The sequence below is a fragment of the Sphingobium sp. JAI105 genome (assembly GCF_015752145.1).
Classification (GTDB): Bacteria; Pseudomonadota; Alphaproteobacteria; order Sphingomonadales; family Sphingomonadaceae; genus Sphingobium; species Sphingobium xenophagum.
On the sequence record NZ_JADOUC010000001.1, the window covers coordinates 3435170 to 3459779 of the forward strand.

The 24610-nt window shown below is 65.2% G+C and carries 25 protein-coding genes and 1 tRNA gene; 6 read left to right on the top strand and 20 right to left on the bottom strand.

Annotated features, from left to right (window positions below; genetic code table 11):
- Positions 1-6: 6 nt before the first annotated feature.
- From IWY39_RS16715 to IWY39_RS16725, 3 genes are read right to left on the bottom strand one after another with little or no spacing between them, the layout of a single operon-like run.
- Complete coding sequence (locus IWY39_RS16715; RefSeq protein ID WP_107123694.1) at positions 7-474, bottom strand: hypothetical protein; 468 nt, start codon at positions 472-474, stop codon at positions 7-9.
- A 29-nt stretch (positions 475-503) separates the two neighbouring features.
- The gene (locus tag IWY39_RS16720; protein ID WP_107123693.1) at positions 504-2837 is read right to left on the bottom strand and encodes a patatin-like protein; all 2334 of its coding nucleotides are present in this window, start codon (positions 2835-2837) and stop codon (positions 504-506) included.
- Positions 2838-2879: 42 nt separating this feature from the next.
- A complete protein-coding gene (locus IWY39_RS16725; RefSeq protein ID WP_107123774.1) occupies positions 2880-3575 on the bottom strand; it encodes an endonuclease/exonuclease/phosphatase family protein in 696 nt (231 codons plus the stop codon).
- A gap of 89 nt (positions 3576-3664) precedes the next feature.
- Here IWY39_RS16725 and radA point away from each other — a divergent pair, with 89 nt between their 5' ends.
- On the top strand, positions 3665-5032 hold the full coding sequence (gene radA / locus IWY39_RS16730) for a DNA repair protein RadA (protein ID WP_026002382.1): 1368 nt from the start codon (positions 3665-3667) through the stop codon (positions 5030-5032).
- Positions 5033-5043: 11 nt separating this feature from the next.
- Positions 5044-5556 carry a CvpA family protein gene (locus IWY39_RS16735; protein ID WP_017183128.1) on the top strand — a complete coding sequence of 171 codons (513 nt, stop codon included), beginning with the start codon at positions 5044-5046 and terminating at the stop codon, positions 5554-5556.
- Between the two features lie 24 nt (positions 5557-5580).
- On the opposite strand, the gene IWY39_RS16740 is transcribed toward IWY39_RS16735, so the two are convergent.
- The 4 genes from IWY39_RS16740 to IWY39_RS16755 all read right to left on the bottom strand — a co-directional run bounded on the left by IWY39_RS16740 (position 5581) and on the right by IWY39_RS16755 (position 9560).
- Positions 5581-6495 (bottom strand): NAD-dependent epimerase/dehydratase family protein, encoded by a 915-nt coding sequence (locus IWY39_RS16740; protein ID WP_107123692.1) that lies wholly within the window; start codon positions 6493-6495, stop codon positions 5581-5583.
- A gap of 4 nt (positions 6496-6499) precedes the next feature.
- Positions 6500-7642, bottom strand: a complete 1143-nt coding sequence (gene proB / locus IWY39_RS16745; protein WP_107123691.1) for a glutamate 5-kinase — start codon at positions 7640-7642, stop codon at positions 6500-6502.
- Between the two features lie 97 nt (positions 7643-7739).
- The gene (gene obgE, locus IWY39_RS16750) at positions 7740-8840 is read right to left on the bottom strand and encodes a GTPase ObgE (RefSeq protein WP_107123773.1); all 1101 of its coding nucleotides are present in this window, start codon (positions 8838-8840) and stop codon (positions 7740-7742) included.
- A gap of 90 nt (positions 8841-8930) precedes the next feature.
- Positions 8931-9560, bottom strand: a complete 630-nt coding sequence (locus IWY39_RS16755) for a TetR/AcrR family transcriptional regulator (RefSeq protein WP_026002381.1) — start codon at positions 9558-9560, stop codon at positions 8931-8933.
- Positions 9561-9612: 52 nt separating this feature from the next.
- Here IWY39_RS16755 and IWY39_RS16760 point away from each other — a divergent pair, with 52 nt between their 5' ends.
- The gene (locus IWY39_RS16760) at positions 9613-10458 is read left to right on the top strand and encodes a metal-dependent hydrolase (protein ID WP_107123690.1); all 846 of its coding nucleotides are present in this window, start codon (positions 9613-9615) and stop codon (positions 10456-10458) included.
- Positions 10459-10490: 32 nt separating this feature from the next.
- Complete coding sequence (locus tag IWY39_RS16765) at positions 10491-11042, top strand: GNAT family N-acetyltransferase (RefSeq protein WP_107123689.1); 552 nt, start codon at positions 10491-10493, stop codon at positions 11040-11042.
- Between the two features lie 90 nt (positions 11043-11132).
- On the opposite strand, the gene IWY39_RS16770 is transcribed toward IWY39_RS16765, so the two are convergent.
- The 3 genes from IWY39_RS16770 to rplU all read right to left on the bottom strand — a co-directional run bounded on the left by IWY39_RS16770 (position 11133) and on the right by rplU (position 12648).
- Positions 11133-11708: a GNAT family N-acetyltransferase gene (locus tag IWY39_RS16770; RefSeq protein WP_107123688.1), complete on the bottom strand. Its 576-nt coding sequence runs from the start codon at positions 11706-11708 to the stop codon at positions 11133-11135.
- A 272-nt stretch (positions 11709-11980) separates the two neighbouring features.
- Entirely contained in the window at positions 11981-12250 is a 270-nt protein-coding gene (gene rpmA, locus IWY39_RS16775; RefSeq protein WP_017183119.1) for a 50S ribosomal protein L27, read from the bottom strand.
- 32 nt (positions 12251-12282) lie between these two features.
- On the bottom strand, positions 12283-12648 hold the full coding sequence (rplU, locus tag IWY39_RS16780) for a 50S ribosomal protein L21 (protein WP_017183118.1): 366 nt from the start codon (positions 12646-12648) through the stop codon (positions 12283-12285).
- A gap of 189 nt (positions 12649-12837) precedes the next feature.
- Here rplU and IWY39_RS16785 point away from each other — a divergent pair, with 189 nt between their 5' ends.
- The gene (locus IWY39_RS16785; protein WP_107123687.1) at positions 12838-13230 is read left to right on the top strand and encodes a hypothetical protein; all 393 of its coding nucleotides are present in this window, start codon (positions 12838-12840) and stop codon (positions 13228-13230) included.
- 225 nt (positions 13231-13455) lie between these two features.
- Positions 13456-15093 (top strand): YbaL family putative K(+) efflux transporter, encoded by a 1638-nt coding sequence (gene ybaL / locus IWY39_RS16790; protein WP_107123686.1) that lies wholly within the window; start codon positions 13456-13458, stop codon positions 15091-15093.
- Here the strand turns inward: ybaL and IWY39_RS16795 are convergent.
- From IWY39_RS16795 to IWY39_RS16840, 10 genes are all read right to left on the bottom strand, one after another.
- Positions 15090-16628, bottom strand: a complete 1539-nt coding sequence (locus IWY39_RS16795; protein ID WP_107123685.1) for a cryptochrome/photolyase family protein — start codon at positions 16626-16628, stop codon at positions 15090-15092. The genes ybaL and IWY39_RS16795 overlap by 4 nt on opposite strands.
- A 53-nt stretch (positions 16629-16681) precedes the next feature.
- On the bottom strand, positions 16682-18472 hold the full coding sequence (locus tag IWY39_RS16800) for a DEAD/DEAH box helicase (protein WP_107123772.1): 1791 nt from the start codon (positions 18470-18472) through the stop codon (positions 16682-16684).
- Positions 18473-18792: 320 nt separating this feature from the next.
- On the bottom strand, positions 18793-19491 hold the full coding sequence (gene rplA / locus IWY39_RS16805) for a 50S ribosomal protein L1 (RefSeq protein ID WP_017183112.1): 699 nt from the start codon (positions 19489-19491) through the stop codon (positions 18793-18795).
- Positions 19492-19495: 4 nt separating this feature from the next.
- Entirely contained in the window at positions 19496-19927 is a 432-nt protein-coding gene (gene rplK / locus IWY39_RS16810; RefSeq protein ID WP_017183111.1) for a 50S ribosomal protein L11, read from the bottom strand.
- Between the two features lie 217 nt (positions 19928-20144).
- Positions 20145-20681, bottom strand: coding sequence for a transcription termination/antitermination protein NusG (gene nusG / locus IWY39_RS16815; RefSeq protein ID WP_017183110.1), 537 nt, complete (start codon positions 20679-20681; stop codon positions 20145-20147).
- Between the two features lie 39 nt (positions 20682-20720).
- Entirely contained in the window at positions 20721-20927 is a 207-nt protein-coding gene (gene secE / locus IWY39_RS16820) for a preprotein translocase subunit SecE (protein WP_017183109.1), read from the bottom strand.
- A gap of 170 nt (positions 20928-21097) precedes the next feature.
- Positions 21098-21173, bottom strand: a tRNA-Trp gene (locus IWY39_RS16825).
- A 53-nt stretch (positions 21174-21226) separates the two neighbouring features.
- Positions 21227-22144: a YihY/virulence factor BrkB family protein gene (locus tag IWY39_RS16830; RefSeq protein ID WP_017183108.1), complete on the bottom strand. Its 918-nt coding sequence runs from the start codon at positions 22142-22144 to the stop codon at positions 21227-21229.
- Between the two features lie 65 nt (positions 22145-22209).
- Positions 22210-23433, bottom strand: coding sequence for a dihydroorotase (locus tag IWY39_RS16835; RefSeq protein ID WP_130752171.1), 1224 nt, complete (start codon positions 23431-23433; stop codon positions 22210-22212).
- Between the two features lie 117 nt (positions 23434-23550).
- The gene (locus IWY39_RS16840; protein WP_017183106.1) at positions 23551-24546 is read right to left on the bottom strand and encodes an aspartate carbamoyltransferase catalytic subunit; all 996 of its coding nucleotides are present in this window, start codon (positions 24544-24546) and stop codon (positions 23551-23553) included.
- Positions 24547-24610 lie beyond the last annotated feature (64 nt).

The window sequence follows — 24610 nt, forward strand, 5'->3', positions numbered from 1 at the left end:
GAGCGCCTATTCTTCGTCGCGCCCCTCGATCCGGTCCTCATAGCCATGCAGTGCGGCGGTGACGGACGGATCGGCGGCGTAGCGGCGGCGGAGCGTCGCCAGCGTCGCGTCGGACCCGTGGCACAGTTCCGCGACATTTTCCTCGATATAGGCGCGCCGTTCCGCATCATAGGCTTCTTCGCCCCGGAAATGGTCGCAACTGTCGCGCTCCACCATGAACTGGGTCACTTCGCGCGGGAATGGGGCCGCGCTGGCGGCGACGTCCGACGGCGGCAGGTCGAGCGAATGCCATGGCGCGGGCTGGGCGCGAACGGTAACGACCGGCCCGGCTTTGGGCCGCGGCGGTGGGCTGACGACCGCTTTGGGCGGGGGTGGCGCGGCAGGCGCGGGAACGACCGGCGGGCTGGGGCTGGGATCGGCCTGCGCAACCTGCGGTGACGAATCTCCGCAGCCGGCGACGAGCGCCAGCGTCATGCCTATCGGAACCAGCCTTAAACGCCTGCTCACCCGATTTCCTCCCGCAAGCTGGCGATCAGGTCCGCGGCATGCGGTAGCCGCGACTCTTCTTCGTCCAGGATCGCCAGAAAAGCCGCCCGCCTATAGTCGCGCAGCGCGTCGGGGGAAAGGCGGCTTGCGGTGGGCATGGCTGAAATCACGATGTCCAGCAGCCGCTCAACCCCATGCAGGCGGCCCCAAAGATAGTCATTTTCCCGATAGACCCGGCTGAAGAAAGCGCCGAAATTATTGAATTCAATGCCTTTAAGTGTGGCGGCAGCGCCGCCGGGCCGGATCGCCGAGCAATCTTCGGGCGAAATCCGGTCGACCTTCACCGGATCATATTCGTCCATAGTGTCACCCTGAAGCAACGGTAGGGTGGCGATGTCGTAGAAGGGGAAGCCGAGATAGGCGAGCAGCATGGATCTGCGACCGGCCTTGGGCAGGGCGGCGAAGGCTTCGGCCAGGATCATGTCCGCACCCTCGTCCCGCGTCCGCAGGCCGCGTTCCTGCGCGACCGCTTCCAGTGCGGCGGCGGCATCGCCCGGCACGTCGCGCGCGGCGGCCAGCACGGCGGCCCCGTGAAAATCGCTCTCCTCGCATTCGGCATAGAGCGCCAGCGCGCGGTAGATGGCGTCATGCATTGCCAGCACCGCTTCATCCTCCGCCGCGCCCTCGCTTTCCAGCGTGTCGGCCAGATGCCGCGCCAGAAAGCGCAGGCGGCGAATGCGGAACGCCAGATCATGGGTGCGGAAGAAGGTGACCGGCCCGGAAGCCGACCCGCCGCTCCCGTCCAGTTGATCCGCGCCATCCTTGCGCACCTGTGCCCATATCGCCGCGCGATAGGTTTCGCGCAGCATCCGGCTGTCTTCCCCCGACAGGCGGAACAGCAAGGTCGCGAGCGATTCGACGATGCCTGACAATTTGAGGTGGCCATAGGCGGGAAAGGCGAAACCGGCGGAACTGGCCGCCCGCTGCTGCGCCTTGGCGCGCCAGGCCGACAGGCGCGACGGGGTTGGCCGGTCGAGGAACAGCATCCCGCCGATCGCCCCTTCCACCTCCGCCTCGATACCGGGGCGCAGCGCGTTCAATATGCGGCGCATCCGGCGAATGCGCGAGGAATGGCGGTCGATCGCCTCCAGATTGTCGCGAATCGGCTGTTCGCGCGGAATGTCGCTCAGCGCGCCGAAGATGGTGCGGAAAAAGCCGGGCAGCGGCGCATCCTCGCCCGTGGGCACCGCGACCTGATCGCCATGGCGGTTGAGCTGGATGGTGCGATGGCCGGGCTTTGGATCGATATAGACGAAGCGCCGGTCGACCTCCCGCCGCGACGGCCGATTGCGCAGCGCGCCGATGGCCTGCGCGAAGGGCGCATTGGCCAGCACCGATCCGTCGATCAGCACTGCATCCTCGGCCGTGCCGCGCGCCCAGTGGCGCGGCAGCGCGCGGGCCAGGAAGGCGTCGCGCGTCGGCCAATTGCGATGGCGGCGCTTGAGCACCCGGTCCAGTTCGCGCACGGTGAAGGGGGGGAAGGCGCCCGGAAAGCTGGCGGTGGCGCGCGCTGCGAACACCAGTTCGGCGGTATCGGCAAATTCGCGCGCTCCCCGACCCCGCGCCCGGAAGCCGATCGACAGGCGATGTTCGGTCTCGATCACCTGGGGCGGGCTGTTGAGGGTCAGGCTTTGCGGGTGCCCTTCAAAATCGGTGACGGTGACGAACAGGTCGAGCGGATGGCCGTCAGGCAACAGCACCGGCCCGCGCTCGCTGGCTGCCATCGCGTCGAAGGCGTCGAGGATCAGCGTCGTGAAAATCTCCCCGCCAAAGGGCGGTTCGAACCAGCGGGAGCGGATGAAGCGGGACAATTTCATCCGCACTTCCTCGCGCGTGTCCGGCGCGACCGTGCGCTCCACCGCATCGCCGGGCCGCCGCGCCGCCATCCAGACCAGCGGCGTCGCCCAGAATTTGGTGAGCGCGCGGGTCGGGCGGGCGTCGGGATCGAGCAGGCTGTCGACATCGGCATTGTCGAGCCACAGGTTGGTCAGCGGTTCCAGCGACTGGCCGGTCTCGATCGCCTGCGCCAGAAAGATGCCATTGATGCCGCCGGCGCTGGCCCCGGCGATAATGTCCGGTAGCACGCGCAGCCGCACCCCGCTGGCCTCCTCCATGTCGGCAAGCAGCTTGTGATAGATGGCCTCGCTGCCTGTCTCCGGCGGCATGCCGTCATGATAGGCGCGGCTGGCGCGCGCCAACCGCCATACCTCCTTGGTGATGCCATGCATGTAAATGGCCAGGCTGATGCCGCCATAGCAGACCAGCCCAAGCCTGAGTTCCCTCTCCTTCATGGCGTGAACGTCGCAGAGCGGAGACGGCTTGTCGAGGGGCTGTCAGGCGCGGAAATCGGCCCAGATCGGTAAATGGTCGGACGCCTTGCGCGACGAAGCGCTGTCATGGACGCCGCAGTCGGTCAGCGTCAGCCGGTTGCAATGCATGATCCGGTCGAGCCGCGCCACCGGACGGCGCGCATGGAAACTGCGTCCGCACGGCGCGAAACTATAATGATGCGCAAAGTCGGCCAGGCATCCGCGATTGGCGCTCCATTCGTTAAGATCGCCCATCAGCACGGTGGGCATGGGCGCGCCCTGTGCCGCCGCATTGATCACGGCTGCGGCCTGCCGCCGCCGCCACAGGCCCGACAGGTCCAGATGCATGCCGAACACGCGCAGCGACAGGCCGTTCAGCGTCACTTCCGCCATGGTCGCGCCGCGCGGTTCCAGATAGGGGAGATGCAGCACGTCGCTCAGGTCGATCTGCGCGGCCTTGCGCACCAGCAGGGCGTTGCCGTGCCAGCCCATCGAATCGACCTGCACGTCGAGCGGCACCGGCTTGTAATCGCTCAGGCGCTCCATCAGCATTGGCGGAATGGCCGCCGATCGCACGCCAAAGCGCCGGTCGGCTTCCTGTAGCGCGATGATGTCTGCGTCCACCTCGCCCAGCACCTCCAGCACCCGTTCGGGCATCCGCCGCCGGTCGGTGCCGATGGCCTTGCGGATATTGTAGCTGGCAACGCGGATTGTCTTCATTACCGCTTCAATGCCTGAGCCGCGATGATGTTTCCAGTCCATCACCGGATGTTCTTGCAATGTTCGCGCATGGTCGGCATATCTCCGCTATGGCCAAGGCAAAGCGGAAATTCGTCTGTCAGCAATGCGGCACAGTCTCGCCGCGGTGGCAGGGCCAGTGCGAGGATTGCGGCGAGTGGAACAGCATCGTCGAGGAAGCGCCGGAAACCGCGTTTTCGGCGCGGCACGACCTGCACGCTGGCGGACGGGCGATTACGCTGATCGGGCTGGACAGCAAGGTCGAGCTGCCGCCGCGCACCAGCACCGGCATTGCCGAGTTCGATCGGGCGTTGGGCGGCGGGATCGTGGCGGGATCGGCCACGCTGATCGGCGGCGATCCCGGCATCGGCAAATCGACCCTGTTGTTGCAGGCCGCGGCGCGGGTGGCGGCGCGCGGGCTGTCGGTCGTGTATATCAGTGGCGAGGAAGCGACCGATCAGGTGCGGCTGCGCGCGCAGCGGCTGGGCCTGGGCGGCGCGCCGGTGATGCTGGCGAGCGCCACGTCGGTGCGCGACATATTGACGACGCTGGGGGAGGGTGAGCCGCCCGCCTTGCTCATCATCGATTCGATCCAGACGATGCATAGCGACCTGATCGAGGGCGCGCCCGGCACGGTCAGCCAGGTGCGGGCATCGTCTCAGGAACTTATCCGCTTCGCCAAGCAGCGCAACAGTGCGCTCGTGCTGGTCGGCCATGTGACCAAGGATGGCAGCATCGCCGGGCCGCGCGTGCTGGAACATATGGTCGATACCGTGCTGGCGTTCGAGGGGGAGCGCAGCCACCAGTACCGCATCCTGCGCGCGATCAAGAACCGCTTTGGCGGCACGGACGAGATCGGCGTGTTCGCGATGGTGGCTGAGGGGCTGGAGGAAGTCGCCAACCCGTCCGCCTTGTTCCTGACCCATCGTGATGAAAGCGTGACCGGCGCGACCGTGTTCCCGGCGCTGGAAGGAACCCGGCCGGTGCTGGTGGAGATACAGGCGCTGGTCGTGCGCCTGTCGAGCGGGGCGACCCCGCGCCGCGCTGTGGTAGGCTGGGACAGCGGTCGGCTGGCGATGGTGCTGGCGGTGCTGGAATCACGCTGTGGCCTCAGCTTTTCGACCTGCGAAGTCTATCTGAACGTCGCGGGCGGCTATCGCCTGTCGGACCCGGCGGCGGACCTGGCCGTGGCGGCGGCGCTGGTCTCCGCCCTTTCGGAAAAGCCGGTTCCCGCCGACGTCGTGCTGTTCGGCGAAATCGCACTGTCGAGTGAAATCCGGCCCGTCGCGCATGCGCCGTTACGGCTGCGCGAATCGGCCAAGCTGGGGTTCAATCGCGCTTTCATCCCCGCTGCGGCGGCGGACGGGGTGAAGGGAATTGCGGTCAATGGCTTTCGCACCCTCGCGGGGCTGGTTGACCAGATGCTGGGCAGGGGATAGCCACGCTGGCGATGAACGCCGTTGATATTCTTGTCCTGCTCGCCATTGGCGGTTGCGCCATATTGGGCTTGCTGCGCGGTTTCGTGCTGGAAACCCTTTCGCTGATGGCGTGGGTGCTGGCGATCTTCGCCATTCGTCTGTTCCATGCCTCCGCCACCGAATTGCTCAGCGCCTTTGTCGGGACGACCAGCGGGGCCGCCGTGCTGGCGCTGGTACTGGTGTTCGGCGTCACCTTCGCAGCGGGCAAGATGGTCGCCCACGCCATTGGCCGCCGTACCCGCCAGTCCGTGCTGGGGCCGGTCGACCGGGTGCTGGGCGGCGGCTTTGGCGCGGTCAAGGGACTGATCGGTGCGACCCTGATCTTCCTGGCGTTCAGTCTGGTCTATGACACCATGTATGGCAGCGGCGCGCGCCGCCCGGACTGGCTGTCCGACGCGCGCACCTTTCCGCTGCTCAATGCCAGCGGGCAGGCGATCAGTGAATTTCTGGCGGAACAGCGAGCGAAGAAGCCCGTCGAATCATAACGGAGGAGGGTCAGGCGCGCGGACCTACACCCAGCCCTTGGCCCGATAAGCCTCCGCCGTCGCCTTCAACCCCGCCTCGGTCGGCACTTGCGGCATCCATAATTGCCGGGGAACATGCGCGCCGGTCGCGGCGACCCAGTCGGGATGGCAGAAATAATCGACCCGGTCGGGGGTCAGCTTCGCGCCCTTGCCCCGGATCATCCGGTCAGTCCGTGCCGCCACGCCCAGCAGCCATGCCGGGGTTGCCAGCGTCCGTACGGTGCGCCCCATCGCGCGGCCGATCGCTGCGCCAAAATCCTTGTGGTCCCACCCGCCGGCAGTGCCGTCGTCCGCCTCATAGATGTGCGTCAGGCTGATCTCCTGCTCGCCCGCCAGCGTCAGCAGCAGCCGGGCCAGATCGCCTACTTCGATCACCGACAGACGCCCGCCGGGCGGCAGCATCATGACGCCGCGCTTGGCCATGCGGAACAGTTCCAGCATCTCCCGATCATTGGGTCCATAAATTGCGGGCGGGCGCACGATAGTCCAGTCGAGGCCGCTGGCCTGTACGTGGCGTTCGGCCAGCGCCTTGGACCAGCCATAGTCGGACAGGTCCGGTTCGCGCGCCGCCAGTGAAGAAACGTGGATCAACCGCCGCACGCCACGTTTGCGCATCGCGTCGATCACGGCGATGGTCCCGCGTGCGTTGCCGACAGCGAAAGCCGCCCTGTCCGGCGCGTTCACCACGCCCGCGATATGCACCACGACATCGGCGTCGCGAACCAGCGTATCCAGCGCTGCCGCGTCCTCCAGCGATCCCGGTACCCATTTGAGCCGCGCGCGCGGCGGCTGTGCCTTGCGCGTCAGTGCGGTGACATGATGCCCCGCCGCCAACGCCTGATCCAACGTCTCCGTGCCGACGAAACCCGTCGCGCCGGTCATCGCAATCCGCAATGTCATGGCGTCAGACCATCGCCATATGGTCGCGATGGACCAGCACGGATCGTGGCAGATGGCCAAGCAGCACGGCAATATCCTCGCTGCGCTTGCCCGCGATCCGCGCCGCTTCCTCGCTGTCATATTCGCTCAGGCCGCGCGCGATCGTCCGGCCGTCCGGAGTCATGATATCGACCACGTCGCCGCGCGCAAACACGCCTTCGACACTGGCGACACCGGCCGGCAACAGGCTGTTGCCCTGGCCCAGCGCCCGTTCCGCGCCCGCATCCACGATGATCCGTCCGCGCACGGTCAACCGCCCGGCAAGCCAGCCCTTGCGCGCACGTTTCGCTGGCGCGGCGAGAAAGACCGACCCCTTGCCACCATTGGTCCAATGCGACAGGGGCGCATCGACCTTGCCCGAAATGATGGCCAGATGGGCGCCCGCGCCGGTCGCGATCCTGGCCGCCTCGATCTTTGAGGTCATTCCGCCCGATCCCATGCCGGACGCGGAACCGCCATCGGCCATGGCAGCGATTCGCGCATCGATGCGTTCTATTGTCTCTATCAGCATCGCGTCCGCATCGACGTGCGGGTTGGCGGTGTAAAGCCCGTCAACGTCCGACAGCAGGACAACTGCGTCAGCCCGTGCCGCCTGTCCGATACGCGCCGCCAGCCGGTCATTATCGCCAAAGCGGATTTCGGCGGTAGCGACGCTGTCATTCTCGTTCACCACCGGCACGACGCCCAGCGTCATCAGCCGTTCGAGCGTAGCGGACGCATTGAGATAGCGGCGGCGATTTTCCAGGTCGTCGAGCGTCACCAGCATCTGCGCGGCAGTGATGCCGCATTCGTCCAGCAGGCTGGCCCAGCATTGCGACAGGGCGATCTGCCCGGTTGCCGCCGCCGCCTGCGCATCCTCCAGGCTGCCGCGTCCGCCCTTGGGCAGTTTCAACCGGCGCGCGCCCAGCGCGATCGCGCCGGACGATACGATGATCACCTGCTGCCCCGCGCTTTTCCGCGCCGCGACGTCGGCGACCAGCGTACGCAACCAGTCCACCCGCACCTGACCCGCCGGATCGACCAGCAGGGCAGAGCCGATCTTGATGACCAGACGGCGAACGAGGGCGGGGGGAAAGCCGGAGAGGGGGGGCATGGACACAGCTATCATTCCGTTCGCCCTGAGCTTGTCGAAGGGCCGTTCTTTCTCGAAGAGACGTGCAGGGCTTCGACAGGCTCAGCCCGAACGGGGGTGGGTTGGTTGACGCCTAGAGCGGCGACCATGGGCCTTCGCCTTCTTCATCCGCGCTGCCTTCAGCCTTCGCATCGTCCAGCGCCTGTCCCACGATCGGCAGGATCGCGTCGAGCAACGCTTCCACGCCCTCGCCAGTGCCCGCCGAGATGATGAACACATCTTCCACGCCTTCCTCGCGCAGCTGGCCGGCAATATCCTCCATCAACTCCGGGCCAAGCAGGTCGCCCTTGTTGAGCGCGACGATCTGCGGCTTTTCGTCCAGCCCCTCGCCATAGGCGGCCAGTTCGTCCTGCACGATGTGGAAAGCCTCGATCGGATCGTCCCCGGTCGCGTCGATCAGATGGAGCAGCACGCGGCAGCGTTCGATATGGCCCAGAAAGCGGTCGCCAATCCCCACGCCCTCGGCCGCGCCCGCGATCAGGCCCGGAATATCCGCGAGCACGAATTCGCGATTCTTGTGCAGCACCACGCCCAGTTGCGGCTTGGTGGTCGTAAAGGCATAGGCGCCAACCTTCGCCTTGGTATTGGTGACCTGATTGATCAGCGTCGATTTGCCCGCATTGGGCATGCCGACAAGGCCGACATCGGCCAGCAGCTTGAGCCGCAGCCACACCCACATTTCCTGGCCCGGCCAGCCCGTGCCATGCTGGCGCGGCGCGCGGTTGGTGCTGGTCTTGTAGGACATGTTGCCCCGGCCGCCATCGCCGCCGCGCAGGAAGGTGATGCGCTGTCCCACTTCGGTGAAGTCGGCCAGCACTTCCTGATCCTCATAATCGGGAATGCCGTCCTCATCCTCGCTGCCCTCGATCGGCTTGGGATCGGACAATATCTGGGTACCGACCGGCACCTTGATCACCAGATCCTTGCCGCCCGCGCCATAGCGATTCTTGCCCATGCCGGGCGTGCCGCGCTGCGCCTTGAAATGCTGGGTGTAGCGAAAGTCTATGAGGGTGTTGAGGCCCTGCACCGCTTCAAAGATGATGTCGCCGCCCTTGCCACCATTGCCGCCGTCCGGGCCGCCATATTCTTCATATTTTTCGCGCCGGAAACTGACCGCGCCGGGGCCGCCCCAGCCGGATTTGATAAAGATTTTTGCTTGATCGAGAAAATGCATGGGGCGCCCATAGAGCATTCTGAACCCTGCTGGAACAGCCGAGCGCTCGCGGAATGCGGAAAATGAGAAATAGCGTGCAATCGCACAAGGTTAAACCTTGGCCTGCGCCGCTTCGGTCGCGGCAAAGGCGGCAGCTTCGGCCATCAGTGCAGCGACCAGGCTGCGCGTGGCGATCTCGCGCGCCTTTTCGCGCGGCAGGCCCAGCGACGCCGCCATCGGCCCGCCCATCTGCGAATCGCCCAGCGCCAGCAGAACCAGCATCAGCGTATTGTCGCGGATTACATCGCCCAGGTCCGGGGTCAGCGCGGTGGCGACCAGCTTGTCGACCAGCCGGTGGATCGCCTCCACCACAGGGTCGAGCGCATCCTCATTGCCCGACGCCAGCATCCAACTGGCCAGCGCGCCCGCGCCGCCCGCGTCGAACGCATCGAACGTCATGTCGACGATCAGGCGGGGGGCGACTTCGCCGCGCCGCATGGCGTCCACCGCTTTGCCGATCGTCGCGGTGATCGTTTCGCCCAGATGCGCCGCCAGCGCCTTTTGCAAGCCCGCGGCCGACCCGAAATGATGGAGAAGATTGGCATGGGTCCGCCCGATCCGCGCCGCCACGGCCTTGAGCGTTACGGCTTGCGGTCCGGCCTCGATCAGCAGCATGCGCGCCGCTTCCACGGCCGCGTGACGGCTTTCATCGGGGCTAAGGCGGGCACGTTTTATTGACATTAGTGTAAGCAACTCATATTTACATTCATGTAAGTAGTGAGGAGATGTCCCCATGACCCCGACTGACTTGACCATCACGCCGCGCGACCGCCGTTTCGGGCGCGGGCAAGGGTCCGCCCGACATTGGCTGAATGGCGATCCGATCGCCACGGCTTTCTTCAACGCCCTGTCGATCACCTTTCCGCGCGGCGAAGCCTATTTCATCGACAGTGTGCGGGCTTTTCGCGAAGGCGTGCCTGATCGGCTGGCGCAGGAGATCGCGGCCTTCACCAGGCAGGAAGTGGTCCATAGCCGCGAGCATTTGGCCTTCAACCGGCAAGTGACGGACAATGGCTATGACGTGTCGCTGCTCGACGCCGACGTGGTTCGGTTGCTGGACCTTGCCCGGCAGCGCCCGCCGATCATCAGCCTGGCCGCGACCATGGCGCTGGAACATTTTACCGCTATCCTGGTCCATGAACTGCTGCGCGATCCGCGCTACCTGGTCGGGGCAGAGCCGGAAGCGGCGGCGATGTGGCGCTGGCACGCGATCGAGGAGATAGAGCATAAGGGGGTGGCGCATGACACATGGATGCATGCAACCCGCAACTGGAGCAGGGCGAAACGCTGGCGCGTCAAGACGCTGATGATGCTGATCGTGACCAAGCATTTCCTGCACCATCGTGCGCGCGGGATGATGGAGTTGTTGCGGCAGGACGGGATTACACATGTGCGCGCATGGGGCGGGTTGCTGCACTATGCTCTGGTGCGGCCCGGCATATTGCGGCGCGTGGCCCGACCCTGGATGAGCTACTTCCTGCCGGGCTTTCATCCGTGGCGCGTGGACGACCGGGCATTGATCGCGCTGGCCGACAGCGCCTATGCCGATGCGCGGATGGCGGCGCCCGCCACGGCTTGACCGGCGGGGCGGGGTGCGGTCTTATCGCGGCCATGCTCCATCCCCCGACGCTCCAAACCGACCGGCTGATCCTGCGTCCGCACGGCGTTGCGGACTATCCCGCCTGTTGCGCGCTGTGGGCCGACGCCGATGTCGTGCGCCATATCGGCGGATCGCCGCAGGATGCGCAGGCGGTGTGGTTCCGCCTGCTGCGCTATGCGGGCATGTGGTCGCTGCTGGGCTATGGCATGTGGGTGATGGAGGACCGGGCGACCGGCACGCTTATCGGGGAGGCGGGATTGCTGAGCGCCGCGCGCGGTTTGCCCGAACTGGAGGGCGTACCCGAAGCCGGCTGGGTGCTGGGACCGCAGGCCTGGGGGCGGGGATTGGCGACCGAGGCGATGGCGGCAGTGCTGGGCTGGGCCGACGCTCATCTGGACGCGGGCACGATCCGCTGCATCATCGAACCCGATAATGGCGCGTCAATCAAGGTCGCGGGAAAGCTGGGCTTTGCCGAATTTGGCGATGCGATGCTGGCGGGCAAGGCGATCAGGCTGTTCGATCGTTCGCCATCTTCCCAGGCACGGGAAGGGGGACCGGCGTAGCGGGTGGAGGGGATTTAGCTGCCTGACACAAATTTCATGTCCGGGCACTGACCCCCTCCGTCACGTCATCGCTCCGTTAACGGGAAAGGATCAAGCCGCCATAGCAGGCATGGCGTCAGCGTACAGATCCATCGCCGGGTCATCGCCCCGTCGGGCCACGCCGCCTTCTTCCAGGATCAGGCAGGGCGCTGTGTCGCCGCGTGCCGGGCTGAAACGGGGCTCGACGCGGCCAGTCTGGCGAAAGCCCAGCTTGCGCAGGACATTGCCCGACGCGCCATTGTCGGCGAAATGGATGGCACGGATGCCACTGACGCCATTGGCGCGCGCCATGCGCAGCACGGCCTGTGCGGCTTCCGTCGCGAAACCCAGTCCCCAATAGGGACGGGCGATCCAGTAACCCAGCTCATGGCCGCCATCTTCGGCGCGGGTGATGCCGCAGCCGCCGACCAGGCGCGGCGCGCCGTGGGTGCGGGTAAAGGCAAGCAGGCTGGGCAGATGCACGTCCTGCGGCCTTTCCAGAAAAGCCAGCGCGTCTTCCAGGCCATAGGGGCTGGGCGCGCGTGTCAGGTTGCGCAGGACGGCAGGGTCGCCAATGGCCTGGGCCAGGGCGGGGGCATCTTCCATCCAGCCCGGACGCAGGAGCAGGCGGGGGGTACGGGCGAACATTCTCGTCTCTCCTCTTTGTCGGCGCCGATAGCCGCCAATGATGACGGCTTGACGACGGCGTGGGTTCATGGACTGGCCCCGCCCGCATGACGCGCGAGAAGGGCTTAAGTTCCAAGGACTTGAGGGAAAGTGGAGGGGAGGCCCGCAACAATGAAAAAGGGGCGCTCCTTGTGGAAGGAGCGCCCCTTTTTCCCTCGAAAACCGACAGTGCCTATTGGCCCTGTCGGGAGGATCGCCCCTTTGCGGAGGGACGATCCGTCATCGATCGTCCGTTATTCAGCGGCCTGTGCGACGGCGTCTACCGACACATATTTGCGGCCCTGCTTGCCAGCGTGGAATACCACGCGGCCTTCGCCCAGTGCGAACAGCGTGTGGTCCTTACCCATGCCGACGTTGCGGCCGGGATAGACGCGGGTGCCGCGCTGGCGAATGATGATGTTGCCGCCGATCACTTCCTGACCGCCGAACTTCTTGACGCCAAGGCGCTTCGATTCCGAATCACGACCGTTGCGCGACGAACCGCCAGCTTTCTTATGTGCCATTGTCTAAACTCCTAATTCTAGTCGCGAAGCGATCAGGCTTCGGCAGCGGCAGGGGCCGCGTCTTCGGTCTTGGCAGCGGCCTTCTTGGCCTTCTTCGCTTCGCTGCCGATCGAAACGATCCGCAGGATCGTGTGACGCTGACGGTGGCCGTTCTTGCGGCGATAATTGTGGCGGCGGCGCTTCTTGAAGACGATGACCTTCTCGCCCTTCGCCTGCGCGATGATCTCGGCTGCGACGGTCAGACCGGCCACATCCTTCAGATCGCCGCCTTCACCGGCCAGCAGGACGTCGTCCAGCGTGATCTTGTCGCCGGCCTCACCGGCCATCTTTTCGACGACGATCTTGTCTCCGGCGGCGACGCGATATTGCTTGCCGCCCGTGCGCACGATAGCGAACATGGCTTGTCTCTTCTCGTTCAAATCTGCTTTACGCAGATCACCAAAGACATGAAGCCTTAGCCGACCCGCGCGGGAATGTGGCCCGGTAGTGGAATGACTCGGACCTGTCAACCACGATAGGCTGGTTCGAGGGGTGGTTTTCGACCTGCCTTGCCCTATCTATAGCAGGATAAAGGGATAGTGACACACATGAAGCGCATCGCAACAGACAGTCGAGCATCGGCGGGCCAGCGCCTGTCGGTCATCGCTGCTGTGTGGACGCTGATTGTAGTGATCCTGCTCTCCGCGCTTGCGCCGCTTGGGCCTCCGCTCAGCCGGGTAGCGGGTTCCGCCTTCAATCCCGCGACGATCGATGTCGTGATCAAGGCGCGCGCGCCGCTGGCCCCGCAGGCGGTGCAGGCTACGCAACCGGACGGCGAAGGTCCGTCGGTCCCGCTGCTGTTGCTGGCGGCGTTTGCCGCCGCTTTGGTGATCCTGTGGCGGCAATCTGCTGCCTCCGCCTTCGCCCCTGTCGGGGAAAGAGCGCGATCGGGCTTCCACTCCAACGATAGACGCGCCCGCGCTCCGCCCGCCAGTTCCTGACGAATCGAGTCCCGGCCCGCCTGTGCGGGCCTTCGTTCGGAACAAGGAGCTTCGCTCATGCCCCGCAAACGCCCGCCCTGGTGGTTCATGCCGGCCGTCATGGTCGCGCTGGCCATTGCCGCTGCCGCGCTGTCGCTCGCCATGCTGCCCATCGCCCAGGGATAGGTCGCCCGGCTGGCCGCGCCTGTCATGCGCGTGGCCGCCGTGCAGAATAGAAAGCCTGCTATGCCCCATCACACGCCCCTGATCGGCACGATTGTCGCCGGTCTCGTTGTTGCCTTCATCATGGGGGCGATCGCGCATCGCCTCAAACTCTCGCCGCTCGTCGGTTATCTTGTCGCCGGGATCATGGTTGGTCCCTTCACCCCCGGTTTCGTCGCCGACACTGCGCTGGCCAACGAACTGGCCGAAATCGGGGTCATCCTGCTGATGTTCGGGGTGGGGCTGCATTTTTCGCTGAAAGACCTGCTGTCGGTCAAGAATATCGCCATCCCCGGCGCACTGGTGCAGATTGCGGTCGCGACCGGCCTTGGCATGGCGTTGGCGCATGTCATGGGCTGGCCGCTGATGGGGGGCATCGTCTTTGGCCTTGCCTTGTCGGTCGCCAGCACCGTCGTGCTGCTGCGGGCGTTACAGGGCGCCGATCTGGTCGAGACGCGGCGGGGCCGCATCGCGATCGGCTGGCTGATCGTCGAGGATCTGGTGATGGTCCTGGCGCTGGTCCTGCTGCCCGCACTCGCCACCGTCATCAACGACGCCAATGCAGGGGCGGGGGCAAGCGCCCTGATCGCGCCGCTGGTCGGTACCCTGCTCAAGGTTGCGGGCTTCGTCGCCCTGATGCTGGTGGTGGGGCGACGGGTGATCCCCTGGGCGCTGCACTGGGTGGTGCATACCGGATCGCGCGAACTGTTCCGGCTTGCGGTCCTGGCCATCGCGCTGGGCGTGGCGTTCGGCGCGGCCTATGCGTTCGACGTCTCCTTCGCGCTCGGCGCATTCTTCGCGGGCATGATTTTGGGCGAAACGCCGCTCAGCCGCCGCGCGACCGAGGAGACGCTGCCCCTGCGCGACGCATTTGCGGTGCTGTTCTTCGTGTCGGTCGGCATGTTGTTCAATCCGGCGGTGCTGGTGGAACAGCCGCTGCCGCTGCTGGCCACCGTGGCGATCATCATCGTGGGCAAATCGATCGCCGCCTATGCCATTGTCCGGCTCTTCGGCAAGCCAGCCGACACCGCCATGACCATCGCGATCAGCCTGGCGCAGATCGGCGAATTTTCCTTCATCCTCGCCACGCTGGGGACGGGACTTGGCGTCCTGCCTGCCGATGCGCGCGATTTGATCCTGGCGGGCGCCATCGTCTCGATCTTCCTCAACCCCATCCTCTTCTCGCTGGCCGTGCGTGGCCGCAAGCAGGACGAGGTGGATGCAGAAGCCGCCCGCGTCGCGGCGGAGCGCCCGCCGGTGGGGCATGTCGTGCTGGTAGGCTATGGCCGCGTCGGCAAGCTGATCGCCACCCGCCTGACCGAGCGATCGGTGCCGTTCGTCGTGATCGAGGGCGATGGCGCGAAAGCCGAAGATGCCCAATCCGCCGGCCTGTCCGTGGTACGCGGCAGCGCGCTGGAGGACCGGCACCTTACAAAGGCGGGGGTTAAAAAGGCGCATCATCTGCTGATTGCCGTGCCGGAAGGTTTCGAGGGCGGGGCGATTTTTGAACATGCGATCCGCTTGAACCCCAACCTGGCCGTCGTCGCCCGCGCGCACAGCGACGCGGAGGTCGACTATCTGGAGAAGCTGGGCGTGCCGCAAATCGTGATGGGGGAACGGGAACTGGCGGGCCGCATGCTCAGCCTGTGCGGAGCCAACTAATCGAGAGACGTCAGAAACCGCGCGGCCTGATCCCGGATCGCCGCGCGGTCGGGCTGCGCCATCTTCGCCCAGTTGCGATAGGGCATGGCCAGCCGCATATTGCCCCCCAGCAGCTTTTCATTGCGGGCCAGGAAATCCCAATAAAGGGCGTTGAACGGACACGCATCCTCGCCCACCCGCTGCTTCACGTCATAGCGGCAGGATTTGCAGTAATCCGACATGCGGTTGATATAGGCGCCGCTCGCGGCATAGGGCTTTGACCCCAGCAGCCCGCCATCGGCAAACTGGCTCATCCCCAGCGTGTTGGGCAGTTCGACCCATTCATAGGCGTCCGCATAGACTTCCAGATACCAGACATGAACCTGGTGCGGATCGATCCCGGCCAGCAGCGCGAAATTGCCGGTGATCATCAGTCGCTGGATATGGTGGGCATAGGCATGGTCGATGGTCTGGCCGATGGCCTGCGCCATACAATGCATGTCGGTTTCGCCGGTCCAGTAGAAACCGGGCAGGGGCCGCGTCGCGCCCAGCGCGTTGCGCTGCGCATAGTCCGGCCCTTCATGCCAGTAGATACCGCGCACATATTCGCGCCAGCCGATGATCTGGCGGATGAAGCCCTCCGCTGCGTTCAACGGCACCTTGCCCACCCGATAGCGCGCCTCGACCGCCTGGCAGAGTGCCAGCGGATCGAGCAGCCCGGCGTTGATATAGGGCGAGAGGATCGAGTGCCACAGGAACGGCTCGTCCGTCAGCATCGCGTCCTGATAGTCGCCAAAGCGCGGCAATGCCTCGTCCAGAAAGCGGCGCTGCTGGCGCATCGCTTCCTCATGCGTCACAGCGAAATGGAAATGGTCAAGGCTGCCGATATGGTCGGCAAAGCGATCCGCAACCAGCGCCAGCACATCTTGCGTCATCGCGTCAGGCCGGAACCGGACGGGCTGCGGCATCAACAGGTCGCGCCCCGGCGGTGGCTTGCGATTTTCCGCATCATAATTCCATTCGCCACCCTCCGGATTGCCCGCGCTCGTCATCAACAGTCCGGTTTTGCGCCGCATGTCGCGATAGAAAAACTCCATCCGCAACTGCTTGCGCGCCGCCGCCCAGCTGTCGAATTCCGCATGGGAACAGAGGAAGCGGTCATCCTCATGGATCGTGACCGGCAGACCGAAAACCAGTTCCCAATCTTCCAGCATCGCGCGCACCCGCCATTCACCTGCCTCCGTCACGTAAATGGCGGCGGGATGATGCCGCGCGATGGCGCGCGCGACCTCGGCAGTGAAGCTGCCGCTATTGGCCGGATCGTCCAGTTTCACATAATCGACCGTCCACCCCAGCGCGCGCAGCCGATCGGCATGGTGGCGCATGGCGGACAGGATGAAGGCGATCTTCGCCTTGTGATGGCGGACATAGCGGGTCTCATCCGCCACCTCCATCATCAGCACGACGCTGCGTGCCTTGTCAGCGTGCCGCAGTGCGGCGACGTCGGGCGTCAACTGGTCGCCCAGCACCGGAATGAGAAAGGGGCCGTCGGTCATGCTTCATAGCAATGACCGACGGCCCCTTTGGCTCCTAGCTGTTCTAAAGGGTGTTATCCCCGGCTGCGCGGCGGACCCTTGCGCGGGCCGCCCGCGCCAGCGCCCTTGAACGGGCGTGGGCTATGCGGCGCTGCGCCGCCACGCGAAAAATTGCCGGGACCGCCGCGGGGCGGACCGCTGCGGTTGGGACGGTCGCCATTGGCAGGGCGCAACTGCTTGCGCTTTTCGCGCGCTTCCTCGCGCGGCGCACCATCGACCGGATCGAACAGCACGTCCGCGCCCTCGTCACCCGCTTCGCCGGTGCGACGAACGGCGGCCAGGAATTTGGACGCGATCGCCTTGGGAATTTCGAACATGGTGTCGTTGGTGGTGATGCGGATTGCGCCGATGTCACCGCGCGACACATGGCCGCGACGGCAGATCAGCGGCAGGATCCAGCGCGGATCGGCATTCTGGCGGCGACCGATATTGATGCGGAACCACTGCGTATCCTCGAAACCGGGGCGTTGCCCGTCGCGGCGGGCGGGCGCTTCGCTGCCGTCCAGCAACTCTTCGGGCGCAGGCAGGGCGGCGCGGGCAGACCGCACCAGCATGGCCGCGATTTCCTTGGCGCTCTTGGCTTCCAGCAGTTCGCTGCCCAGCGCCCAGTCGGACTCTTCCAGTTCCATCGGCTCCAGCAGGCGGGCGCGCAGCCGTTCGGCATCCTGCGCGGCGATCGCTTCCTTGGTGGGGGCGGACGTCCATTCGACGGGAATTTTCGCGCCCTTCAGCATCCCTTCCACCCGGCGACGGCGCGGATAGGGGACGATCAGGACGGCGGTGCCCTTCTTGCCCGCGCGGCCGGTACGACCGGAGCGATGCTGCATGGTTTCGACGTCACGCGGGATTTCGACATGCACCACCAGCGTCAGCGTGGGCAGATCGATGCCGCGCGCGGCCACGTCGGTCGCCACGCACACGCGCGCCCGCTTGTCGCGCAGCGCTTGCAGCGCATGGTTGCGCTCATTCTGGCTATGTTCGCCCGACAGCGCGACGGCGGCAAAGCCACGCTCGGTCAGGCTGGCGTGGAGATGACGGACATTGTCGCGCGTGGCGCAGAACAGGATCGCCGTCTCCGCTTCATGGAAGCGCAGCAGGTTGACCACGGCATTTTCAATGTCGGCTGGCGCGACGGTCATCGCCTGATAGCTGATGTCGCCATGGCCACGATCATTGCCGGCGGACTGGATCTGGAACGCATCCTTCTGATAGCGGCGGGCCAGCGCCACGATCGGCTTGGGCATGGTCGCCGAAAACAAAAGGGTGCGGCGGCCATCAGGGGTGGCGTCGAGAATGCCCTCCAGATCTTCGCGAAAGCCCATGTCGAGCATTTCGTCGGCTTCGTCCAGCACGGCGGTTTTCAGCGCCGACAGGTCTAGCGCGCCGCGTTCCAGATGGTCGCGCAGGCGGCCCGGCGTGCCGACGACAATATGCGCGCCCTGCGCCAGCGCCTTGCGCTCGCGAGCAGCGTCCATGCCGCCAACGCAGGTGGCGATGCGCGCCCGCGCTCCGGCGTAGAGCCATTCCAGTTCGCGGCTGACCTGCAATGCCAGTTCGCGCGTCGGCGCGATGACCAGCGCCAGCGGCCAGGCGGGCGGGGGCAGGCGGCCTTCCTCGTTCAGCAATTCGCCCGCCATGGCCAGGCCAAAGGCGACGGTCTTGCCCGACCCGGTCTTGGCCGACACGATCATGTCGCGGCCAATCGCTTCGGGTTCGATGACCGACGCCTGCACTTCGGTCAGGTTTTCATACCCCTTGGTCGTGAGCGCCTGCGCCAGGATGGGGGGGAGAGTTTCAAATGCCATATTGTTGTATTCCATCGGATAATAGCGACCCGCCATATACCGACGGATACCAAAAGACCTGTTCCTTCCGCCCGTTCAATCGGACGCCCGAAGCGCAAGGTCGCACGCTTCGGTTTCATACCATCCTCCCCTGCAAGGGGAGGTGGCAGGGCGAAGCCCTGACGGAGGGGTGTCCCCCCTCTCGATAGGGTGATACCCCTCCACCACCGCTATGCGGCGGTCCCCCTCCCCTTGCAGGGGAGGATGAACTTAAAAACAGGAAAGCCTCCTTCCCCATTTCGCGAGGAAGGAGGCTTGCCTGATTGTCTATAACGCAAAAATCAGACTGCGGCGACTTCCGCCACATCGACCTTCACGCCCGGACCCATCGAGGAGGACAGGGCGATCTTGCGCACATATTTGCCCTTCGAACCGGTCGGCTTCGCCTTGACGATCGCATCGACGAACGCGTCGAAATTCTTGCGCAGGTCTTCAGCGGTGAAGCTCGACTTGCCCAGGCCCGCATGGATGATACCGGCCTTTTCGACGCGGAATTCGATCTGACCACCCTTGGCGGCCTTCACGGCTTCGGCGACGTTCGGGGTCACGGTGCCGAGCTTAGGGTTGGGCATCAGGCCCTTGGGGCCCAGAACCTTACCCAGGCGACCGACCAGGCCCATCATGTCCGGCGTCGCGATGACGCGCTGGAAGTCGATGTTGCCGGCCTGGATCGATTCCAGCAGGTCTTCTGCACCCACGATGTCGGCGCCGGCGTCGAGCGCCTGCTGAGCCTTGTCGTTACGGGCGAACACGGCGACGCGAACGTCCTTGCCGGTGCCGGCGGGCAGGGTGACGACGCCACGGACCATCTGGTCGGCATGACGGGGATCGACGCCCAGATTGATCGCGATTTCGACGCTTTCGTCGAACTTGGCGGTCGCGTGGGTCTTGATCAGGCCCAGCGCTTCGTCAACGCCGTGCAGCTTGTTCTTGTCGATCGCGGCGGCGAGAGCCTTCGCCTTCTTGGTCTGCTTTGCCATGGTCTTAGCCCTCCACCACGTCGAGGCCCATCGCGCGCGCGGAGCCTTCGATAATCTTCGTTGCTGCGTCGATGTCGTTCGCGTTCAGGTCAACCATCTTGGCCTGGGCGATTTCGGCGAGCTGGGCGCGGGTGATCTTGCCAGCGACGACCTTGCCCGGTTCCTTGGAACCCGACTTCAGGTTGATCGCCTTCTTGATCAGGAAGGTCGCAGGCGGCTGCTTCGTGGTGAAGGTGAAGCTGCGGTCGGCATAGACGGTGATGATCGTCGGCAGGGGCGTGCCCTTGTCGACATTGGCCGTCTGCGCGTTGAACGCCTTGCAGAATTCCATGATGTTCACGCCGCGTTGACCCAGGGCCGGGCCGATCGGCGGTGCAGGCTTGGCGTCTCCAGCGGGCACCTGGAGCTTGATATAGCCCGTAATTTTCTTGGCCATTATGACTCACTCTGTTGCTGGGCGGACCCGAAAGCCACGCCCGGTTCAAGTTTAGCGGTACTAACGAAGGCGAAGCCTCCTCCCGCGCTTATTCCCGGTCGCCCGGAAATTCTGTTTGCCCCGTCATGCCGGACTTGATCCGGCACCCAGGGCGAAATCATGCGACGTCACGCCCAGACGCCCTGGATCCCGGCCTTCGCCGGGACACGAGCTTTCCTTATTTGGAAAGCTCTACCTGCTCGAAATCCAGTTCCACAGGCGTGGCGCGACCAAAGATCGACACCGACACCTTGACCCGGTTCTTTTCGAAATCCAGTTCCTCGACCGTGCCGTTGAAGCTGGCGAAGGGACCATCCAATACCTTGACCGCATCGCCGATTTCGTAATCGACGCTGACCTTGTGCTTGGGCGCGGCCTCAGCTTCCTTGCGGGCGCCGAAATAGCGTGCGGCTTCCGATTCGCTGATCGGCTGCGGCTTGCCCATCGAACCCAGGAAGCCCGTCACCTTCGGCGTGTTCTTGATCAGGTGATAGATGTCGTCGTTCATCGCCAGCTTGGCCAGAACATAGCCGGGCATGAACTTGCGCTCGACCTGCACCTTCTTGCCGCGCTTCACTTCGGTCACGGTTTCGACAGGCACTTCGACCTGTTCGACCAGCTGGGAAAGGCCCATGCGCTCGGCTTCGGACAGGATCGATTCCTTGACCTTGTTCTCGAAGCCCGAATAGGCGTGGATGATGTACCAGCGCGCCATGTTACCGTTTCAAACTCCCAAAAACCAAGGCGGTCATGCTCAGGCCCGACCCGCCGCGAGGCTCAGCAGCCACTGGACGATCGCGCCGAAAAAAGTGTCGATGCCAAAGAAGAACAGGCCCAGCATCGTCGTCATGATGACGACCATCACGCCGGTCATGATCGTTTCGCGACCCGTGGGCCACACGATCTTCGACGCTTCGGTCCGCACCTGATTGACGAATTCGCCGGGGGAAACCTTCGCCATCGCCTGCCTCAAACCCTTTGCACAAACACCAAAACGCGAAGCAATAGTCCGCCCTCCCGATCCCGCCCATATCGGCGTCCGGGGGATGCGGCCGCATAGCTTCGCGACACAATTTCGACGGCGCGTCTAGCGGCAAACCTCATGCAAGACAAGGATGCTGCTGGAACGCCTGGCAGGAGTGGAGGGACTCGAACCCCCGGCATTCGGTTTTGGAGACCGACGCTCTACCAACTGAGCTACACTCCTGTGCCGGCGAAGGAGGGCGCTTTAGCGTGGCATGACGGGCAGGGCAAGCGCGATTATGCAGCTTTTTCCTGGCGGTCCGCGATGCTCGTTTCGGCACTGGTCTGCCGCTCTGCCTCCGCATTGATCTGCGCGCCCAGCAGCACGACATAGGCCGACACGAAAAGCCATAATTGCAACACGACGACCGCGCCCAGCGACCCGTATGTCTCGTTATAATTGCCAAATGTCGCGACATAGAAGGACACGCCCAGCGTGACCACCAGCCAGAACAGGGTGGCTGTGACCGACCCGACCGTCAGCCATTGCCACTGCGCCTGTCGCCGGTGCGGCCCGAAACGGTAGATCAGCCCGAATATCAGGCTGGCAAACAAGCCGGCGCAAATCCATGTCACGGCCTTGATCGCGAACAGTACGCCCGGTCCCCAGTTGACCAGCAGCTTTTGCAGCAGGCCGATGACCGTGGCCGTAAAAACGCCTGCCACCATCACCAGCACGGCGGAACAGGTAATGCCCATCGACACGCGGGTGAACGCGATGATGCCGCGCCCTTCCTTCTGCCCATAGACGATGTTCAGCGCCTCCATGATGGCCGATGCCGCGCGCGTCGCGCCATAGATCGCAATGCCGAGCGCGGCGGCCAGGCCAAAGCCGATCGCCGGTTTGGCGGTACTGACGACGCCCAGCAACTGGTCGTTGATCAGCTTGGCCGCATCGGCCGGCACGACCGCGATGATCGCCTGCATATGTCGTCCGACCATCGCCGGATCGCCAAACAGGCCATAGGTCAGCACGACGGCCGCCATCATCGGCGCGATCGAGAGAAACGCATAATAAGCGACGCCTGCCGCGAGCAAACCGACATGGTTGGCCGACAGCGCGCCATAAACCCGCTTCAAAATCTCCCACCAGGCCCGCGGCGGAATTTTCCACGGCGCATCGACATGCACCTGCTGCGCGACTGGCTGCTTCATCGGTTTCCCCTGTTGCTACACCAGGCAAGCGCATGAAAGGGGAGGGCGGTTCCCGCCCTTGGGTATTACAAAAACACGCCGCCCTTCATGATCCGCCGCGCGCGGCCCTGTACCGGCACCCGGTCGAACGGTGTGTTGCCTGCCGCCGCCGCCATTTTTCCGCTGTCGACGATCCACGGCGCATCGGGGTCGACAAAGATCAGGTCCGCCGCGCTGCCGCTTGCAAAGCTGCCCGCATTGACGCCCAAAATCCTGGCCGGATTGGCGCTCAGCAGGGTCATCAGCCGGTTGAGCGACACATGCCCCTCCCGCACCAGATTGAGCGAGAGCGCCAGCAGCGTCTCCGCCCCGGCCATGCCGGGCGATGCATCGGCGAAGGGCAGGCGCTTGTCCTCCGCCCCGCGCGGATCATGGCTGGACGTGATGACGTCGACCGTGCCATCCGCGACTGCCGCGATGCTCGCCTTGCGATCATCCTCCGACCGGAGCGGGGGCGACAGACGGGCGAAGGTGCGGAAATCGGTCACCGCATTGTCGGCCAGGAACAGATAGGCGGGGCTGATGCCGCAACTGACCCGCAGCCCTTCCGCCTTGGCCGCGCGAATGAGGTCGAAGCCAGCCCTCGTCGTCACCAGCCGGAAATGGATCGCCGCGCCTGCCTGCCGCGCCAGCATGATGTCCCGCGCGATCGCCATGGCTTCGGCGCAGGCGGGCGCGTGCGGCAGGCCCAGCCGCGTCGCCGTCTCACCGCTCGTCGCCACCGCCTTGCCCGCCAGCCCGCCATCCTCGGCATGGGCGATCACCGTCAACCCCAGCCCGGCCGCATAGGATAATACCCGCAGCATCACGCCCGAATCCGCGATCCACTGCCGCCCGGTGCCGACCGCCTTCGCGCCGGCCGCCTGCATCATGCCGATCTCGGCCAGTTCCGTCCCCTTGAGGCCGCGCGTCGCCGCCGCGATCGGGTGGACCCAGAAATCGGGCTTCCCCGCCCGCGTCGCCTGCCGGATCAGCGCCGCATCGTCCAGCAGCGACGACTGGTCGGGCATCAGCGCCGCGCGCGTGATCCCGCCAAAATGAAAGGCGGGCTTGTCCGTCGCAAAGACGCCCAGGTCGACAAGGCCCGGCGCGACCACCTGTCCCTGCGCATCGATCCGCTCCGCGTCCGCAGGCACGGCGATGTCCCCGGCCGCGACGATCCGATCGCCTTCGATCAGGATGGAGCCGGAGAGCAGCGCATCCCCCGCCGGATCGGCCAGGCGACCGTTGATGATGGCGAGTTTAGTCACCGAGAAACACCCCTAAACCGTTCGCCCTGAGCCTGTCGAAGGGCCGTTCTTTCTTTTGCGTCAAGGAAAAGGTCAGGGCTTCGACAGGCTCAGCCCGAACGGAGGTTGTGGAATTCATCACGCCCATCCCTCCACACCCCGCGCGCCGCGCGTCAGTACGTCCAGGCACGCCATGCGGATCGCCACGCCCATTTCCACCTGTTCGGTGATCGCGGAGCGCGTGGGATCATCCGCCACCACGCTGGCAATCTCCACGCCCCGGTTCATCGGGCCGGGATGCATCACCAGCGCGTCCGGCTTGGCCAGCGCCAGCCGCTCAGGCGTCAGGCCGTAGAGCATGTGATATTCGCGCGCCGACGGGATGAACGCCCCGTCCATCCGCTCATTCTGAAGCCGCAGCATCATCACCACGTCCGCGCCGTCCAGCCCCTGCGCCATGTTGGTGAAGGGCGTCGCGCCCAGCATCTCCACTTCCGGTGGCATCAGCGTGGGGGGCGCGACCGCCCGGACCTGCGCGCCCAGAGCGGCCAAACACAGCATGTTGGAGCGCGCGACCCGGCTGTGCAGCACATCGCCGCAGATCGCGACGACCAGCCCTTCGAAACCGCCCTTGCGCCGCCGGATGGTCAGCGCGTCGAGCAGCGCTTGCGTGGGATGCTGGTGCCAGCCATCGCCCGCGTTCAGCACCGGGCAGTCCACCTTGTCCGCGATCAGCGCGACTGCGCCGGAACTGGCATGGCGGATCACGATGACGTCGGCGGCCATGGCGTTCAATGTCATCGCCGTGTCGATCAGCGTCTCGCCCTTCTTCACGCTCGACTGGCCCGCATGCATATTGACCACGTCGGCGCCCAGCCGCTTGCCCGCAATCTCGAACGACAGCAATGTCCGCGTGCTATTTTCGAAAAAGGCGTTGATCTGCGTCATCCCGGCCAGCCGGTCATCATGCTTGCGCGCGCCGCTGCGGTTCGCCCGCGCCCAATGCTCCGCCTCATCCAGCAAAAAACGGATTTCCCAGGGCATCAGGTCCGCAATGGACAGCAAATGCCTGTGCGGAAACAGCGCCCGACCGGTCAGGTCGGACGAAGCGGGCGCGGCGGTCGTTTCGGGCATGGGATGCGCTTTAGGCGAGGGGAGGAGAGAGGGCAAGGGAGCGGTGATGAAGTTGAACGCAAAC

Coding starts and splice junctions, on each gene's coding strand:
- rplU (WP_017183118.1), bottom strand. CDS start 12,648: ATGTTCGCTATCGTGCGCACGGGCGGCAAGCAATATCGCGTCGCCGCC.
- IWY39_RS16720 (WP_107123693.1), bottom strand. CDS start 2,837: ATGAAGGAGAGGGAACTCAGGCTTGGGCTGGTCTGCTATGGCGGCATC.
- IWY39_RS16725 (WP_107123774.1), bottom strand. CDS start 3,575: ATGAAGACAATCCGCGTTGCCAGCTACAATATCCGCAAGGCCATCGGC.
- IWY39_RS16765 (WP_107123689.1), top strand. CDS start 10,491: ATGCTCCATCCCCCGACGCTCCAAACCGACCGGCTGATCCTGCGTCCG.
- proB (WP_107123691.1), bottom strand. CDS start 7,642: ATGATAGCTGTGTCCATGCCCCCCCTCTCCGGCTTTCCCCCCGCCCTC.
- IWY39_RS16795 (WP_107123685.1), bottom strand. CDS start 16,628: ATGACCGACGGCCCCTTTCTCATTCCGGTGCTGGGCGACCAGTTGACG.
- IWY39_RS16785 (WP_107123687.1), top strand. CDS start 12,838: ATGAAGCGCATCGCAACAGACAGTCGAGCATCGGCGGGCCAGCGCCTG.
- IWY39_RS16830 (WP_017183108.1), bottom strand. CDS start 22,144: ATGAAGCAGCCAGTCGCGCAGCAGGTGCATGTCGATGCGCCGTGGAAA.
- IWY39_RS16755 (WP_026002381.1), bottom strand. CDS start 9,560: ATGTCAATAAAACGTGCCCGCCTTAGCCCCGATGAAAGCCGTCACGCG.
- IWY39_RS16715 (WP_107123694.1), bottom strand. CDS start 474: ATGACGCTGGCGCTCGTCGCCGGCTGCGGAGATTCGTCACCGCAGGTT.
- IWY39_RS16740 (WP_107123692.1), bottom strand. CDS start 6,495: ATGACATTGCGGATTGCGATGACCGGCGCGACGGGTTTCGTCGGCACG.
- IWY39_RS16735 (WP_017183128.1), top strand. CDS start 5,044: ATGAACGCCGTTGATATTCTTGTCCTGCTCGCCATTGGCGGTTGCGCC.
- IWY39_RS16840 (WP_017183106.1), bottom strand. CDS start 24,546: ATGCCCGAAACGACCGCCGCGCCCGCTTCGTCCGACCTGACCGGTCGG.
- rplA (WP_017183112.1), bottom strand. CDS start 19,491: ATGGCAAAGCAGACCAAGAAGGCGAAGGCTCTCGCCGCCGCGATCGAC.
- IWY39_RS16800 (WP_107123772.1), bottom strand. CDS start 18,472: ATGGCATTTGAAACTCTCCCCCCCATCCTGGCGCAGGCGCTCACGACC.
- rpmA (WP_017183119.1), bottom strand. CDS start 12,250: ATGGCACATAAGAAAGCTGGCGGTTCGTCGCGCAACGGTCGTGATTCG.
- radA (WP_026002382.1), top strand. CDS start 3,665: ATGGCCAAGGCAAAGCGGAAATTCGTCTGTCAGCAATGCGGCACAGTC.
- obgE (WP_107123773.1), bottom strand. CDS start 8,840: ATGCATTTTCTCGATCAAGCAAAAATCTTTATCAAATCCGGCTGGGGC.
- IWY39_RS16770 (WP_107123688.1), bottom strand. CDS start 11,708: ATGTTCGCCCGTACCCCCCGCCTGCTCCTGCGTCCGGGCTGGATGGAA.
- nusG (WP_017183110.1), bottom strand. CDS start 20,681: ATGGCGCGCTGGTACATCATCCACGCCTATTCGGGCTTCGAGAACAAG.
- IWY39_RS16760 (WP_107123690.1), top strand. CDS start 9,613: ATGACCCCGACTGACTTGACCATCACGCCGCGCGACCGCCGTTTCGGG.
- ybaL (WP_107123686.1), top strand. CDS start 13,456: ATGCCCCATCACACGCCCCTGATCGGCACGATTGTCGCCGGTCTCGTT.
- rplK (WP_017183111.1), bottom strand. CDS start 19,927: ATGGCCAAGAAAATTACGGGCTATATCAAGCTCCAGGTGCCCGCTGGA.
- secE (WP_017183109.1), bottom strand. CDS start 20,927: ATGGCGAAGGTTTCCCCCGGCGAATTCGTCAATCAGGTGCGGACCGAA.